The following is a 14518-nucleotide window of genomic DNA, read 5'->3' on the forward strand; positions in this document are numbered from 1 at the left end:
TCGCCATACTAGGCCGTACATATTAGCTTATACTTGTTCATTATACCCGGAATCGCGATTGATAGTGTTATAATCGTTAGAAGAATGAAAGGATGATAGCGATGAGCGTAATTAGACTTGAGAACGTAACGAAAAAATATGAAGACGCTATGATCTTTCGCGATATTTATTTTCGCCTGAGTCAAGGGGAACGCGTTGGACTGATTGGCCGTAATGGCGCGGGCAAGTCTACGGTATTCAGGCTCATTATGGGCAAGGAAGAGCCTACGTCCGGGAAGGTCGAGATCGATCCGCAAGCGAAGATCGGCTACTTCTCGCAGTTCTCGGAACTTAGCGGCAGCTTATCCGTGCAGCAGGAGCTGGAGATGTGCTTTGAGCAAGTTGCACTCATCGAACGAGAGCTTCAGGAGGTTGCGGAGAAGCTGGGATCGGTGACGGATGACGGCGAGATGGACAAGCTGTTGTCTAGACAAGCGGAATTGTTCGAGCAGATGGAGCATCTGGACGGCTGGAATGTGTCTGTCGAGATTAACACCGTGCTTACGAAGCTGGGATTCAACGATCATTCGCGTCATCAGCCGGTCGGCGAGTTGTCCGGAGGCTGGAGAAACCGCGCGGCACTAGCCAAGATGCTCATCCAAACGCCGGATGTCGTCCTGCTCGACGAGCCTACGAACTATTTGGATATGGAAGGGATTGCTTGGCTGGAGCAGTGGCTGTTCCGGTTCAAGGGGGCCATGATTCTGGTGTCCCATGACAGGGAATTCATCGATAAAGTCGTTACGAGAACGATCGAGATCGAGAACTATCATTTTCAGGAATACGACGGCAATTACACCGATTATGTCCGCAAGAAGAAGTTGCGCAAGAAGGAGCTGGACCGCCAGTTCGAGTGGGAAGAGGAGCTTCTCCTGATGGAAGCTGAAGCCATAGACAGCCGAAGCAGCAAAAAGACGTCGAAAGACCGTCTTTCCCGTAAACTAGCGGATAACAAGAAACGGATTGAGCCTCATCCCGTTAATGTGCTGATCACCGATATTTACGAAAAGCTGCGTTTTCCGGACAAATTATGCGAAGTGAAGCAAATCAGCCAAACGTATGACGGCAGACGGATTTTCGAGAATATCAGCTTTGACATTCAAAAGGAAGATCGTCTTGTGATCGTTGGCCCTAACGGGAGCGGGAAATCCACTCTCATCAAAGTGTTGACGGGGCAGGAGAAGCAGGAGTCCGGCGAAGTCGTCTGGGAGAGAGGGGTAAGCTACGCTTATTTCAACCGGATGTGGGAGGAGCTTGATCCGAAGGACACGGTCAGCCATGCGGTGAATACGTATGGGCTTGGCCTGGATGCGCCGCGGAAAAAGGTCAATAAGTTCCTCTCCATGCTGCAATTCTCAGAAGCGGATTTAAGCAAATTTATCGGTAATCTGTCGGGCGGGCAGAAAGCCCGGGTTGCGCTTGCCAAATGCCTGCTATCCGGTGCCGCCGTTATTATTTTGGACGAACCGACGAATCATCTTGATTTAACGAGTATTCAAGTGATGGAGCAGGCGCTGATTCATTTCCCGGGAGCGGTTATCACTGTCAGTCATGATCGATTCTTTATCGATAAAATCGGAACAAAAATGCTGACCTTCGATCCGGATACCGGGGTAAGCGAACTGAGCTTGTAGAGAAACGCAAAGGCAGGACAAAGCGCGTATGTGCTTATGTCCTGCTTTTTTTATTACGGAAAAAGTGCAAAGGTTTAAACAAATCGCAAAATATATTTTGTTTTTACTCGAAAAAGGCATAGACATGCGAACATTCGTGCCCTTAGAATAGGGATGTATTTCCATTTCCATGATTCTCCAATTCAGGGAGGGGTCAACTTAAATGCAGGACATGATTCACATTCATGAGGGCTGGACCAATGCCAGTCCGGAGGAAGTCGGATTCGATAGAGAGCATCTCCGGCGTCTCGACGATCATTATGCTTCCATTATCGGAAACGGTACGATTCAAGCCGCAAGCTACATCATCGCAAGAAAAGGAAAGGTATTCGCACAGCGCTCGCTAGGGAGTTTGCGCCATGAAGACGGCAGCGCGGATCTTCTTCCCGATTCCATTCGGAAAATCTATTCGATCACCAAAGTATTTACGGCAGTTGCTATCCATCAGCTAATAGATCGCGGGAAAATCTTTCTGACGGAATCCGTCAGCCGGATCCTGCCCGAATTCGACAACGATAAGCACCGCGACATTACGATTTTCCAGCTGCTCACCCATACCTCCGGTCTTCAGGGAGATCCCGGTTTTTACCTGGAGCCTTACGGACTTCCGTGGTACGAATGGATGGCGCACGAAGCGAAGAAAACTTATCCGCATATCAATTGGCTGCAGGTTGTCATCTCTGGACCCATGCAGCGCATGCCGGGAAAGGAATGGATCTATTGCTCAAGCGGATATGCCATACTGGGCGAAATTATTGCCAAGGTATCCGGCAAGACCTACGAACAGTACATACACGATGAGATTTTGGTTCCTCTCGGCTTAACGAATACCTTCTTCAAGGTGCCCGAGGAGCAACGGGACGCAGTCTGCTGCACGAATGATTGGGAGAAAAGAGAAATCTACGAGCCGCGAGAGCGGACGGCGGACATGCCAAACGTGGCAGGCAACGGTCTTTATTCGACGCTTGAGGACTTGTGGAAATTCGGACAGATGATGCTGGACGGCGGAATCGGCAACGGCAGCCGCGTGTTGTCCAAACGTTCCGTTGAGCTGCAAACGGCCAATCATCTGCATGGTGTAACGAGCAGGGGCTGGGGCAATCTTCACGCGGATTTCAAATACGGGCTAGGCTGGTCGGTAGATCATTTTGATCTGGCGAGCAAAGGAACCTTCTCGCATGAAGGCTACGGCCATTGCGGCTTGTATGTGGATCCCGTCGAGGAATTGGTATTCGCGTTCCTGGTTCCAAGCCATAAAGGCTTCACGAATGAATCGGTGGTTACCCCGCGGGCTATCGTCTGGTCGGGATTGGAATAATAATCAGTCTTTTAACGGAGGGATGCCCATGTCAACATCGGGTGTAAATACGGCAATACAACCGCAGGAGACCGGATTCGATCCGGATGCGCGGCTTCGGCTGGAGGAGCATTTCAAGTCGCTTATCGAACAGAAACAAATTCAAAGCGCGTCTTATCTTCTTTCCGCAAATGGCAAGGTTTTTGCAAAAGCCGCCTTTGGACAGCTCAAGTACACGGATCCCGATTTGGTCTGCCAGGACGATACGATCCGCAAAATCGCGTCGGTAACCAAGCTGTTCACCGCGACGGCGATTTTTCAGCTGGTCGAGCAGGGCAAGCTGTTTCTCCGGCAGTCGGTCTCGGAATGGATCGGGGAATTCAAAAACGCCACGTACGAAAAAATTCAAATCTGGCACCTGCTGACCCATACTTCGGGCCTTCAGGCGGATCCCGGCTACTTCCAGGAGCCTTATCCGAGAGGCTGGTGGGATATGCTGTTCGCCTTCGAGCCGGAGACGGAAGGGCCGGATGCCGTCACCGATCCGGAGGAGCTGGAAAAGCAGCGTCGCAGCCAGTGGATTCGCTCTCTCTTATCCGGTCAGCCTTTATCGGCGCCTGGCGTAGAATGGAGCTATTCGTCAGCCGGATTTAACGTTCTGGGCGAGATTGTATCCCGCGCAAGCGGAATTCCGTTTGAGCAGTACGTAATGGAGAGGATTGTAACGCCACTTGGCATGAACCGTACGTTCTTCGATATTCCGGAGGAGCTGCTGAATGAGGTGTGCTGGATTAACGAGCATGAGAAGAATCGGGATACGAAGAAGCATGACCGCAAATACAGTCCGCAAAGAGCCGGGGGCGGCATGAACTCTACGTTGGATGACTTGTACCGCTTTGGTCAGATGCTGCTTAACAAAGGCACGCTTGACGGTGTCAAAATCTTATCCCGCAAGTCGGTAGAGAAGATGAGCACGAATGTGCTGAACAGCGGGATTGAAGGCTTTTGCTGGGGAGGGCGGGTCAAGAGCTTTACGTACGGACTTGGAGCGAACCTCACCGGGCATGACGAGTGGCTGCCCGTTGGCTCCTACGGCCATGAAGGGGCGGGACGCTGCAAGCTGCTTGTTGATCCTCAGCATCAGTCGGTTGTCGTATTTTTTGTGCCTTCCAATCTGGACTGGTGTCCGGAGTCGATTAACGGTACGCAAAACATTATCGGCTCCGGCTGGCTGTGAAGCGGCTGACCGCCGTCATTTCCGCGATCGGCTTCGCTACCTACAAGGAGTGGGCGGCGTTCCGGTCGCATATGGCGGCTTCGCTGCTAGTTGGGCCTGTCATGTTCCTGGTTCAGGTTTTTATCTGGAAGGCCGTTTACCAAGGGCATGAGACGTTAAACGGGCTGACTTACCAACAGATGCTTACTTATTATGGCGTCGCCAGCCTTATCCATTACATCTCGTTTGATTTCGCGGACTGGAACCTGCAGATGCTGGTGCGCAGCGGGAAGTTTGTCACTTTTGCCCTAAGGCCGCTGCCGCATTGGCTGTTCGCACTGGCTCAGAAGATCGGACACCGCTCGCTAGCGCTTTGGGTTGAAGTGCTGCCTGTTCTTCTTCTGTTTATCTTTGTCTTTGGAGTAAATCTGCAGCCCGCGGCTCCGGGCTGGGCTGTCTTGTCCATTACCTTCAGCTTCCTGATGAACTTTATGGTCAATTATTGCGTTGGATTAACCGCCTTCTGGCTGATCCGGGCAGAAGGAATCCGGCGGGTGTTCCTGCTCCTGAAGGATATTTGCGCAGGGGTATTTATTCCGCTGTCCTTCTTCCCGGATGCGATGCAAAAAGTATTGTTTTTCCTTCCTTTTCAGTTCATTACTTATTTGCCGACTAGAGTGTACGGAGGAGAATATGAGCTTGCCGGCATTCATCTGTCGCTTGCACAGGCGGTAGGCCTGCAAGCCGTTGCCGTTTCGGTGACTGCGTTAACGATGACTGTTCTGTACAACGCCGCCATGCGAAGATTTACGGGGGTGGGCGTATGAGAGAGACCTTATTCGGTGCGGTTCTGCGAACCAAATTTGCGGAGCAGATGGCATATCGCAGCCATTTCTTTATTAGCGTTGTCATGCTCGTTATCGGGGATCTGGTTGTTCCGCTCGTTACTTTGCTCGTGTACAAATCCGGCGCTTCGTTTCCCGGATGGACGATGCATGAGGCACTGCTCATTCAAGCCGTGTTTGCCCTGTCGAAGGGAATCGCCTTTCCGTTCTTCTTCGGCATGGTGGGAACAACGCTAGGCCATGTCCGCGAAGGAACGTTTGACTTGCTGCTGCTCCGGCCTAGACCCGTTATGCTGATGGCGATGATCACGGGCTTCGATCCGGATGATTTCGGCAGACTGTTCAGCGGTACGGTTCTGTTCGTTTACGCCTTAAACGGGATGGTGATGCCCGGCGGCTGGGCGTGGCTGCAATTCGGACTGCTGTTCCTGGCGTCAGTCACGATGTTAGGCGCGGTATCCCTGTTCTTGTCCGGCATGCTGTTCCGCTGGGTCGGAAGCAGCCGGGTCTTTGATATTTTTGACGCTTTCACAAGCTTTGGCATGTATCCGGGAACCATCTTCTCGAAATCGCTGCAAAACGTATTAACCTATGTTCTTCCCGTAGGTCTGATCGCTTTTGTTCCTGCTGAAGCGCTGCTTGGCCGGACCAGCTGGGGAGGATTATGGGCGCTGCTGCCGGCTGCCGGTTTCCTGCTGCTCGGGATATTATATTGGAACCGGATGCTGAGAGGTTATACAAGTGCCGGCGGCTAGAGGCGAAAGACGAAGGGGAGAAGGGTTAGCATGATCGAAGTGAGAAATCTGACGAAAACGTATATGACTCATGAACGCGGCCATACGCTCCGCGAAGTGACGCGTAATTTAATCAAACGGCCGATGAAGGAAATCAAAGCCGTTCACGATTTGTCTTTCACCGTTCCGCAAGGGGAGATGCTGGCGTTTCTTGGCCCAAACGGCGCAGGGAAGTCAACGACGCTCAAGATCCTGACGGGTGTCCTTCACCCCACAACGGGCGAAGTAAAAGCGCTGGGGTTTGTTCCTTGGAAGCAGAGAAGACAGTATGTCGGCCGCATTGGCGCCGTCTTTGGGCAGAAGTCGCAGCTGCTCTGGGATATTCCTCCCGTCGATGCCTTTTATATGAACAAAGCGATATACGGCGTTCCGGAGCGGCAGTATCAATCAACGTTAAATGACCTCACCGAGCTGCTTGGCGTTGGCGATATTATCCGAAAGCCTACCCGTCAGCTATCGTTAGGGGAACGGATGAAATGCGAGTTTATTATGGCGATGCTGCACCGTCCGGAAATCGTGTTTCTCGATGAGCCCACGATTGGGCTGGATATGATTGCGAAGGAGAATATCCGCCATTTCATACGAAGCATGAACGGACAGGGAGTCACCTTTATACTAACGACGCATGACCTGGAGGATGTCGAGCTGCTTGCGGAGCGGGTGATCGTCATCAATCACGGCGAGATTGTGGTGGATGATTCGCTTGCCATGTTAAGAAGCAGGCTGGGCGACAAGAAGTCGGTTCGTCTGACGATGGAAACCGTTGTTCCGGATATCCGTATCCAGGGTATTACGGTTACGGAGCGGAAAGGGCCTCTAGAGCTTGCGCTGGAGATTGATACGAGCGTATTGCCTTTGAAACGTTTTATCCGGGAGTTTAACGAGGTTTATGGCATTGTGGACATGGCGATTGACGCCATTCCGATCGAATCGATTATGAAGGAGCTGTATATGGCGGAAGCGGCCGAAGAGTCTGCTGCGGCTAAGTCATAAGCAGGAAGGACTGCCTTTGCCGGCAGTCCTTTTTTTGAGTTATTTGCAAGTATTGTTGTTGCTGTTCTTCTTCGGAACCGATCCGGAATTGTCGGCAAGCTTATCGCCGAATTGGTCAAGGCGCGAAGGGCTTGCAGCGGGTCCGTCATTGTCGGGCTTGTTGTTGCGTCCTGTCATGTTTTTCACCTCCAACCCTTCTAGATTGAGCGGGCTTTGGTTAATTCATGCATTGTATAATGAAGGAAATAAAAAGCTGAGAAAAATGGGAATCTGCCGTTGACTTTGACGTTGCGTCAAGGTGTAGAGTAAGGTTGTCGGGAGGTGAGCAGATATGGAATATACCGTACAGAAGCTGGGACAGCTCGCGGGCGTAAGCACGAGAACCTTGCGGTATTACGATGAACTTGGACTGTTAAAGCCGGCAAGAGTCCGTTCATCCGGATACCGGATTTACGGGCAGGCGGAGGTGGATCTGCTGCAGCAGATTTTATTTTACCGCGAGCTTGGCTTGGGGCTTGAGCAAATCAGGCAAATCATTCAAGATCCCGCCTTTGATAAGAGGGCCGCGCTGAAGGAGCACCGCGAGCAGCTTCTCGACAGAAGGCGGCAGCTGGATGTCCTTATCCGGAATGTCGAGCAATCCATCGAGCATGCGGAAGGGAGAATGAACATGTCCGACAAACAAAAATTCGAAGGCTTCAAACAAAAGCTGATTGACGAGAACGAGAAAAAATACGGCAAGGAAATCCGGGGAAAATACGGCGACGATGCCGTTAATGCGTCCAACGCGAAGCTGAGCCATATGACGCAGGAGCAGTATGACGAAGTAACGAAGCTTGGGGAAGAGATCAAAGCAGCCTTGGCGGAAGCTATCAAAACCGGTGATCCCGCAGGCGAGCTGGCTCAGAAAACGGCAGAGCTGCACAAACGTTGGCTGATGTTTTATTGGAAGGAGTATTCGAAGGAGGCACATGCCGGATTATCCCAAATGTATGTGGATGACGAACGGTTCACCGCCTACTACGATGCCGACCAGCCCGGAGCGGCCGCTTTTTTGAGGGATGCCATTCATATTTATACGGGCGTGAAGCAGCCGTAACCGTCGAACACTCATATTTTGTCTGCCGCAGCCATACAGGCTGCGGTTTTTTATGGCTTACGGCATGTTAGCGTTAGGCTCCTTCATATATTGATATTGGCTCGGAATCCGTCGAATAGGTTGTCCTTTTGCGGAAAGGGGGAGGGGGAGATGCGGTTTCAGCTGGACGAGGAATACGAGCTGACGCGTGCGGCTGTAAGGGATTTTGCGGAAAGCGAGCTTGCCCCGGGGACGGTTGACAGAGATGAGCTTGAGCGATTTGACCGCAGCTTGTTCGACAATATGGCGACGATGGGCTTAACGGGGATTCCGATTGCCGAGAAGTGGGGCGGAGCGGGCAGCGATCTACTCGTCTACTCGATTGTCCTGGAGGAGCTTGCCCGCGTATGTGCTTCAACCTCGGTTATGCTGGGGATGCATACGACAGCGGCATGGGTGCTCGCCAAGCATGGAAGCGATAGCTTGCGCGAGATAAATTTAATGCCGTTAACTACAGGAAAAAAGCTTGGAACCATTGCTTATTCCCATCCGACTTTAAGAGGAAAAAGGATGGGCCAAGACATCTATAAGCTTGACGGATCTCTTCCGTCCGTCGAACTGGCTGGCGTAGCGGATCATTACGTAGGGTTAATTAAGCATCGGGCCGGAGGATTCTCGCTCGGCATGATCTCGGGTGACAGTCCCGGTCTCACCTGCGCGCCTTCGGAAAGCAAGCTTGGTTTGCGGGCGATGCCAAGAGCGGAACTGCGGTTTCAATCGGTAAATTTCTCTTTATTTAATGGGATTAAAGAAAACTCGGAACGAGGGGCGGAAGTTGTATTTAATGACATTAACGTTATTCGGGATATTGGTGCGGCTGCCCAAGCTACGGGAATTGCCCAGGGAGCATTGGATGCCGCGTTAGCCTACGCGAAAGAACGGTCGCAATTCGGCAAACCGATCGGACGCCAGCAAGGCATAGCGTTTAAGCTGGCGGATATGGCGGCAAATGTAGAGGCGTCAAGGTGGCTTGTCTATGATGCGGCCTGGTCCACGGACAGAGGATTGTCAAGCAGCGCGAAAGCAGCTATGGCAAAGCTTTACGCGATCAAACACGCCGTAGCGACGGCTATTGAGGCCGTACAGATTTTTGGCGGATACGGCTATATGCGCGAATACCCCGTTGAACGTTATTTGCGGGATGCCAAAAGTCTGGAAGCAGCTTCGGAGCATTCGTATTCGGCTATTTTAAGCCTGGAGGCGGAATAGGGGGAGCTGACGGATGTCTAATCGTCAGTCGGTCATCGTAGCCGGAGCAAGAACAGCGTTTGGCAAATATGGAGGCCAGTTCAAAACCGTACCGGCCGTTCAGCTGGGAGCTGCCGCGATTACGGGAGCCATGCAAAGATCAGGCATTTCGCCCGGGCAGGTGGATGGCGTCATTATGGGCATGGTGCTTCAGGCGGGAGCCGGCCAGATTCCGTCCAGGCAAGCCGCGAGGCTGGCGGGTCTAAGCTGGGAAGTACCGTCGGAGACGATAAACAAGGTTTGTGCATCAGGCATGAGGGCTATCACGATGGCTGATCAGATGGTTCGCTCCGGCGATGCCGAGATCGTTGTGGCAGGCGGAATGGAAAGCATGAGCCGCACTCCTTACGCCGTTCCGACGGCGAGATGGGGCGCTAGAATGGGCAATGCTGCGCTTGTGGATCTGATGAATCATGACGGCTTGTTTTGCGCGTTCCACCAGGTGCCGATGGGCTCGCTTGGCAACCGGGTGGCAGACGAGTTCAATATCGGGCGTATAGAGCAGGACGATTGGGCGCTCCGCAGTCACATCCGCGCGGTAGCTGCACAGCAGAGCGGGCGCTTTGCCGAGGAGATCGTTCCCGTTATCTTGGATGACGGCACGGAGCTTAGCGTCGACGAGTGTCCGCGTCCGGATACGGATGCGGCAAAGCTGGCCAAATTAAAGCCCGCCTTCGATCGGACCGGGACGATTACGGCCGGCAATGCTCCAGGAGTGAATGACGGCGCCGCCGCGGTGACGGTCATGTCTTCGAAGGGAGCCGCCCGTCTGGGCGCTAAGCCGCTAGCAACCATACTCGGGCATGCTTCGGCAGGCGCGGAAGCGGCGTATCTGGCAACCGTCCCGGCGCTTGCGATCCGCAAACTTCTGAAGCAGACGGGTGTTCCGCTGGAGAAGATTGATCTATTCGAAGTGAACGAAGCTTTCGCTTCGGTTGTGCTGATCAGCGGGCAGATGATAGGCTGGGATCCCGAAAAAGTAAACGTCAACGGCGGAGCGATCGCGCTTGGGCATCCGATTGGAGCAAGCGGCGCCCGCATTGTTTTGACGCTGATTCACGAGCTTAAGCGGCGGGGCGGCGGACTAGGCATCGCCGCGATTTGCAGCGGCGGAGCGCAAGGCGACGCGATTCTGCTTCAGGTTGATGCGTGATCGGATGGTTGAACGAGAACCGAGGTGAAGGGGATGGACCAGGTACAGGAGATCCGCCAGGTAACCGTGCTGGGAGCCGGGCAGATGGGGAGCGGCATTGCCCAGACTTTGGCGCAGTACGGATACGAGACCGCGCTTTACGATATTACCGAAGCGGCGGTTGAGCGCGGGATGTACGCGATTGGGAGCTCGCTTGACCGATTTGTCAAGAAGGGAAAGCTGACGAAGGAGCAGCAGGAAGCCGCCATGCGGAAGCTGACGCCGGTTATTACTTTGGAAGCCTGCCGGGTATCCGACTTTGTTATTGAGGCTATCCCCGAACAGCTGGAGCTTAAGCGGAAGCTGTTCAAGGAATTGGACCGGATCTGTCCGCCGCATGCCATTCTGGCGACAAACACTTCTTCGCTTTCTATAACAGCCATCGCCGGAGTGACAAAGCGCCCCTCGCAGGTGATTGGCATGCATTTTATGAATCCGGTTCCGGTTATGACGCTTGTGGAAGTCATTCGGGGTCTGGCTACTTCGGCCGATACACTGGCAACGACGGTTGCTCTTGCCGAATCGCTTGGGAAAACGGCCGTTCGCGTTGAGGATTATCCGGGCTTTGTCTCGAACCGGATTCTCATGCCCATGATTAACGAGGCGGTGTATGCCGTCTATGAAGGCGTGGCTTCGCCCGAAGCGGTGGACCAAATTATGAAGCTAGGCATGAATCATCCGATGGGCCCGCTTACTCTCGCGGATTTCATCGGGCTGGATACTTGCCTGTACATTATGGAGACGCTGCATGAGGGGCTAGGCGATTCGAAATACCGGCCGTGCCCGCTGCTGCGCAACTATGTATCGGCCGGCTGGTTAGGGAAGAAAACCGGGAAGGGCTTTTACAGCTACGAATAGAATCGCACCCGAAAGGAGCGATTGTCCATGGAACTCCGGTTTACGAAGGAGCAGCAAGCCATTAGGGAGGCTATAAGACGGTTTGCCAATGAGGAAATAGCGTCAGCCGTGCCACGGATGGAATCCGAGGAGCGCTTTCCTGCGGATATCATCCGAAAGATGGCGGAGCGGGAGTGGATGGGAATCCCGATACCCAAGCAGTGGGGCGGGGCAGGATTGGATTTTATTTCCTATATTATCGCGATTAACGAAGTGTCGAGGGTTAACGCGGCGGTTGGCGTTATTTTATCCGTGCACACCTCCGTATGCACACTTCCCATTCTGAACTACGGAACGGAGGAGCAGCGTCGACATTTCGTCGGAAAGCTGGCTTCCGGCGAATGGATCGGTGCCTTTGCGTTAACGGAACCGCATGCCGGTTCGGATGCTGCCGCTATACGGACAGCAGCCGAGCTGAAAGGCGATTATTATGAGCTAAACGGCTCCAAGCTGTTTATTACCAACGCAGGAGCGGCCGGGGTATATGTCGTGTTTGCCGTTACGGACGGGACGAAGCGTGCCGGCGGCATTACCGCATTTATTGTGCCGGGAGGCACGAAGGGGCTTCATATCGGCAAGCCCGAGCGGAAAATGGGTCTTCACGGCTCGAATACCTGCGAGCTTTATCTCGAACAGCTGCGTATTCCCGAGGAATACCGGCTGGGACGGGAAGGCGAAGGCTTCGCGATTGCAAAAGGCTCGCTTGACGGCGGGCGGATCGGCATTGCCGCGCAAGCGCTAGGAATAGCCGAAGCCTCGATTGAGCTTCTGCGTGAGCGTTTTGGATCGTCAAAGGGCGCTCCGTATACGTCCCGTGACACCGAGCTGGCGGAGCTTCTTGCACGAACGGCGGCCGCCAGGCTGCTTGTCTACCGTGCCGCTTCGCTTCGGCAGGAGGGAAGGCCATGCACGAAGGAAGCGTCAATGGCCAAGATGTTTGCTTCCGATACCGCGGTTGCGGTGTCCGGAGCTGCCGTCCGGCTGTTGGGCGAAGAGGGGGTATCCAAGGAGCATCCCGCCGAACGGCTGTTCAGAGACGCGAAAGTAACGCAAATCTACGAAGGTACCAATGAAATCCATCGCCTTGTAATCAGCGGAAGAATGATGAAATGAAGGTGACTTTTATGAGAAGTAGCCCCGGACTTAAGCTTCGTGACGCGATCCAGGAGGAGCAGCCCCTTCAGGTGGCGGGGGCGATTAACGCGTATGCCGCCATGATGGCGGAGCAGGTTGGCTTCCGCGCGCTCTATTTATCCGGCGCGGGAGTCGCCAATGCTTCCTTTGGCCTCCCTGACCTTGGAATTACCACGCTTCAGGATGTGCTGGAGGATATCCGCCGGATCACGAACGTATCGGAGCTGCCGCTGTTAGTCGATATCGATACGGGCTTTGGCGGTGCCTTTCAGATCGCCAGAACGATTAAGGAAATGCAGAGAGCCGGCGTTGCGGCTGTCCATATCGAGGATCAGGTGGCGGAGAAAAGATGCGGGCACCGTCCGAATAAAGCAATGGTGCGAACCGATGAGATGGTCGACCGGATCAAAGCCGCGGTAGACGCAAAGACCGACAGCAGCTTTGTCATTATGGCCAGAACGGATGCCTTGGCTTCGGAAGGGCTTGAGGCCGCGGTTGAACGCGCCAGCCGGTATGTCGAAGCAGGGGCGGATATGCTTTTTCCCGAAGCGGTTGGCAGTCTGGACGAATATAAAAGGTTTGCCGATGCCGTGCAGGTACCTATTCTGGCGAATATAACGGAATTCGGGAAAACGCCGCTGTTCACCATAGAGCAGCTCCGGGATGCGGGAGTCAGCCTTGCCCTGTACCCTTTATCGGCGTTTCGGGCCATGAACGCGGCGGCGCTGCGCGTGTACCGCACGATCCGTGAAGAGGGCTCGCAGCAGAAGGTGGTAGATCTGATGCAGACGCGGGCGGAGCTTTACGATTTTCTTCACTATTATGATTACGAATATAAACTTGATGCGTTGTTTGGAATGGAGCAGAAGGAGCTGAAGGAGGAGAAGGGAGAGGGGTAAATGCCGGAACCAAAGCAAGGCGGCCTTGCGGCTGTTATTGCCGGCCAGACTCGAATCTCGACGGTCGGCAAGGAAGGGAAGGGATTATCGTACCGCGGTTATTCCATCTACGATTTGGCCCGATTCGCAGCCTTTGAGGAGACTGCCTATTTACTCTTGTACGGATGGCTTCCGGATGCCGTGCAGCTTGACCAATTCCGCAAGCAGCTTGCGGCCAGCCGGGTGCTGCCGCCGGCCTTAACCGGCATACTCGAACTGCTGCCGGGCAGCACCCATCCGATGGATGTGCTCCGGACCGGCTATTCCGCGCTTGCTTCGTTCGAGCCGGAGGAGGAAGGGCGTTCCGCCTTGGATATTGCAGTCCGGTTGATTGGCTGTACGTCATCGATTCTGCTGTATTGGTATCACTACCACAATAGCTGCAAGCGGATTGATACCGAAGGCAGCGGCGGCGACACGTCTTCTCATTTTCTGGGGCTGCTGCATCAGAGAGAGCCGGAGGAGCAGCATGCCAAAGCGCTGGATGTTTCCCTTACGCTGTATGCGGAGCATGAATTCAATGCCTCTACGTTTGCGGCAAGGGTTACGGCTTCTACGTTATCCGATTATTATTCGGCGATCACGACCGGAGTGGGCACGCTGCGCGGACCGCTGCACGGCGGCGCCAATGAAGCGGCGATGGCACTCATCGAACGATACGACAATCCGGATGACGCAGAAGCGGGTATTCTGGAAGCTCTCCGGCAAAAGCAGCTGATCATGGGATTTGGGCACCGCGTTTACTCGGTCTCTGACCCTCGTTCCGATGTGATTAAGGAATGGGCGCTTGCCCTGTCCGAACAGGCAGGAGACAGGAAGCTGTACGAGATTTCCGAGAGAATCGAACAGGTCATGCGCCGAGAAAAAAGGCTGTTTCCCAATCTGGATTTCTACAGCGCTTCGGCTTATTTCCACTTGGGAATCCCCACTCCGTTATTTACTCCCGTCTTTGTGTTGTCCCGCCTCACGGGTTGGTCGGCGCATGTCATTGAGCAGCGGGCAGGGAACCGGATAATCCGTCCAAGCGCCGATTATATCGGGCCTGAGCCGCAAGAGTGGCTGCCGCTCGATCAGCGCTAATGAAAGATTGACCGTCAGGGAGGTGCACAACTTA

General features: G+C 53.8%; 14 protein-coding genes. 13 read left to right on the top strand and 1 reads right to left on the bottom strand.

Annotated elements, in window-relative coordinates:
* The first annotated feature begins 101 nt into the window (after window positions 1–101).
* From PGL01S_RS21845 to PGL01S_RS21870, 6 genes are all read left to right on the top strand, one after another.
* The gene (locus tag PGL01S_RS21845) at window positions 102–1673 is read left to right on the top strand and encodes an ABC-F family ATP-binding cassette domain-containing protein (protein WP_127496690.1); all 1572 of its coding nucleotides are present in this window, start codon (window positions 102–104) and stop codon (window positions 1671–1673) included.
* 202 nt (window positions 1674–1875) lie between these two features.
* Entirely contained in the window at window positions 1876–3030 is a 1155-nt protein-coding gene (locus PGL01S_RS21850) for a serine hydrolase domain-containing protein (protein WP_127496691.1), read from the top strand.
* A 28-nt stretch (window positions 3031–3058) separates the two neighbouring features.
* Window positions 3059–4246 (top strand): serine hydrolase domain-containing protein, encoded by a 1188-nt coding sequence (locus PGL01S_RS21855; protein ID WP_164775554.1) that lies wholly within the window; start codon window positions 3059–3061, stop codon window positions 4244–4246.
* Window positions 4243–5052, top strand: coding sequence for an ABC transporter permease (locus PGL01S_RS21860; RefSeq protein WP_127496693.1), 810 nt, complete (start codon window positions 4243–4245; stop codon window positions 5050–5052). The genes PGL01S_RS21855 and PGL01S_RS21860 overlap by 4 nt, the downstream gene beginning before the upstream one ends.
* Window positions 5049–5825, top strand: a complete 777-nt coding sequence (locus PGL01S_RS21865; RefSeq protein WP_127496694.1) for an ABC transporter permease — start codon at window positions 5049–5051, stop codon at window positions 5823–5825. Before PGL01S_RS21860 ends, PGL01S_RS21865 begins: the two co-directional genes overlap by 4 nt.
* Window positions 5826–5855: 30 nt before the next feature.
* Window positions 5856–6857 carry an ABC transporter ATP-binding protein gene (locus tag PGL01S_RS21870; protein WP_127496695.1) on the top strand — a complete coding sequence of 334 codons (1002 nt, stop codon included), beginning with the start codon at window positions 5856–5858 and terminating at the stop codon, window positions 6855–6857.
* 39 nt (window positions 6858–6896) lie between these two features.
* On the opposite strand, the gene PGL01S_RS30945 is transcribed toward PGL01S_RS21870, so the two are convergent.
* The gene (locus tag PGL01S_RS30945; RefSeq protein ID WP_164775555.1) at window positions 6897–7034 is read right to left on the bottom strand and encodes a hypothetical protein; all 138 of its coding nucleotides are present in this window, start codon (window positions 7032–7034) and stop codon (window positions 6897–6899) included.
* Between the two features lie 154 nt (window positions 7035–7188).
* Here PGL01S_RS30945 and PGL01S_RS21875 point away from each other — a divergent pair, with 154 nt between their 5' ends.
* From PGL01S_RS21875 to PGL01S_RS21905, 7 genes are all read left to right on the top strand, one after another.
* Window positions 7189–7956, top strand: coding sequence for a MerR family transcriptional regulator (locus PGL01S_RS21875; RefSeq protein ID WP_127496696.1), 768 nt, complete (start codon window positions 7189–7191; stop codon window positions 7954–7956).
* A 150-nt stretch (window positions 7957–8106) separates the two neighbouring features.
* Window positions 8107–9204, top strand: a complete 1098-nt coding sequence (locus PGL01S_RS21880) for an acyl-CoA dehydrogenase family protein (protein ID WP_127496697.1) — start codon at window positions 8107–8109, stop codon at window positions 9202–9204.
* A gap of 13 nt (window positions 9205–9217) precedes the next feature.
* On the top strand, window positions 9218–10396 hold the full coding sequence (gene mmgA / locus PGL01S_RS21885; protein ID WP_127496698.1) for an acetyl-CoA C-acetyltransferase: 1179 nt from the start codon (window positions 9218–9220) through the stop codon (window positions 10394–10396).
* A gap of 33 nt (window positions 10397–10429) precedes the next feature.
* Window positions 10430–11293, top strand: coding sequence for a 3-hydroxyacyl-CoA dehydrogenase family protein (locus PGL01S_RS21890; RefSeq protein WP_127496699.1), 864 nt, complete (start codon window positions 10430–10432; stop codon window positions 11291–11293).
* Between the two features lie 27 nt (window positions 11294–11320).
* Window positions 11321–12445, top strand: coding sequence for an acyl-CoA dehydrogenase family protein (locus PGL01S_RS21895; RefSeq protein WP_127496700.1), 1125 nt, complete (start codon window positions 11321–11323; stop codon window positions 12443–12445).
* Between the two features lie 11 nt (window positions 12446–12456).
* On the top strand, window positions 12457–13365 hold the full coding sequence (gene prpB / locus PGL01S_RS21900; RefSeq protein ID WP_127496701.1) for a methylisocitrate lyase: 909 nt from the start codon (window positions 12457–12459) through the stop codon (window positions 13363–13365).
* Window positions 13366–14484: a citrate synthase/methylcitrate synthase gene (locus PGL01S_RS21905; RefSeq protein WP_127496702.1), complete on the top strand. Its 1119-nt coding sequence runs from the start codon at window positions 13366–13368 to the stop codon at window positions 14482–14484.
* The last annotated feature ends 34 nt before the right edge of the window (window positions 14485–14518 follow it).

The sequence above is a fragment of the Paenibacillus glycanilyticus NBRC 16618 genome (assembly GCF_004000805.1).
GTDB lineage: Bacteria > Bacillota > Bacilli > Paenibacillales > Paenibacillaceae > Pristimantibacillus > Pristimantibacillus glycanilyticus.

What these genes read in the sequence shown, in the direction of transcription:
- PGL01S_RS21845 (WP_127496690.1), top strand. Translation starts at nt 102, where the DNA reads ATGAGCGTAATTAGACTTGAGAACGTAACGAAAAAATATGAAGACGCT.
- PGL01S_RS21850 (WP_127496691.1), top strand. Translation starts at nt 1,876, where the DNA reads ATGCAGGACATGATTCACATTCATGAGGGCTGGACCAATGCCAGTCCG.
- PGL01S_RS21855 (WP_164775554.1), top strand. Translation starts at nt 3,059, where the DNA reads ATGTCAACATCGGGTGTAAATACGGCAATACAACCGCAGGAGACCGGA.
- PGL01S_RS21865 (WP_127496694.1), top strand. Translation starts at nt 5,049, where the DNA reads ATGAGAGAGACCTTATTCGGTGCGGTTCTGCGAACCAAATTTGCGGAG.
- PGL01S_RS21870 (WP_127496695.1), top strand. Translation starts at nt 5,856, where the DNA reads ATGATCGAAGTGAGAAATCTGACGAAAACGTATATGACTCATGAACGC.
- PGL01S_RS30945 (WP_164775555.1), bottom strand. Translation starts at nt 7,034, where the DNA reads ATGACAGGACGCAACAACAAGCCCGACAATGACGGACCCGCTGCAAGC.
- PGL01S_RS21875 (WP_127496696.1), top strand. Translation starts at nt 7,189, where the DNA reads ATGGAATATACCGTACAGAAGCTGGGACAGCTCGCGGGCGTAAGCACG.
- PGL01S_RS21880 (WP_127496697.1), top strand. Translation starts at nt 8,107, where the DNA reads ATGCGGTTTCAGCTGGACGAGGAATACGAGCTGACGCGTGCGGCTGTA.
- mmgA (WP_127496698.1), top strand. Translation starts at nt 9,218, where the DNA reads ATGTCTAATCGTCAGTCGGTCATCGTAGCCGGAGCAAGAACAGCGTTT.
- PGL01S_RS21890 (WP_127496699.1), top strand. Translation starts at nt 10,430, where the DNA reads ATGGACCAGGTACAGGAGATCCGCCAGGTAACCGTGCTGGGAGCCGGG.
- PGL01S_RS21895 (WP_127496700.1), top strand. Translation starts at nt 11,321, where the DNA reads ATGGAACTCCGGTTTACGAAGGAGCAGCAAGCCATTAGGGAGGCTATA.
- prpB (WP_127496701.1), top strand. Translation starts at nt 12,457, where the DNA reads ATGAGAAGTAGCCCCGGACTTAAGCTTCGTGACGCGATCCAGGAGGAG.
- PGL01S_RS21905 (WP_127496702.1), top strand. Translation starts at nt 13,366, where the DNA reads ATGCCGGAACCAAAGCAAGGCGGCCTTGCGGCTGTTATTGCCGGCCAG.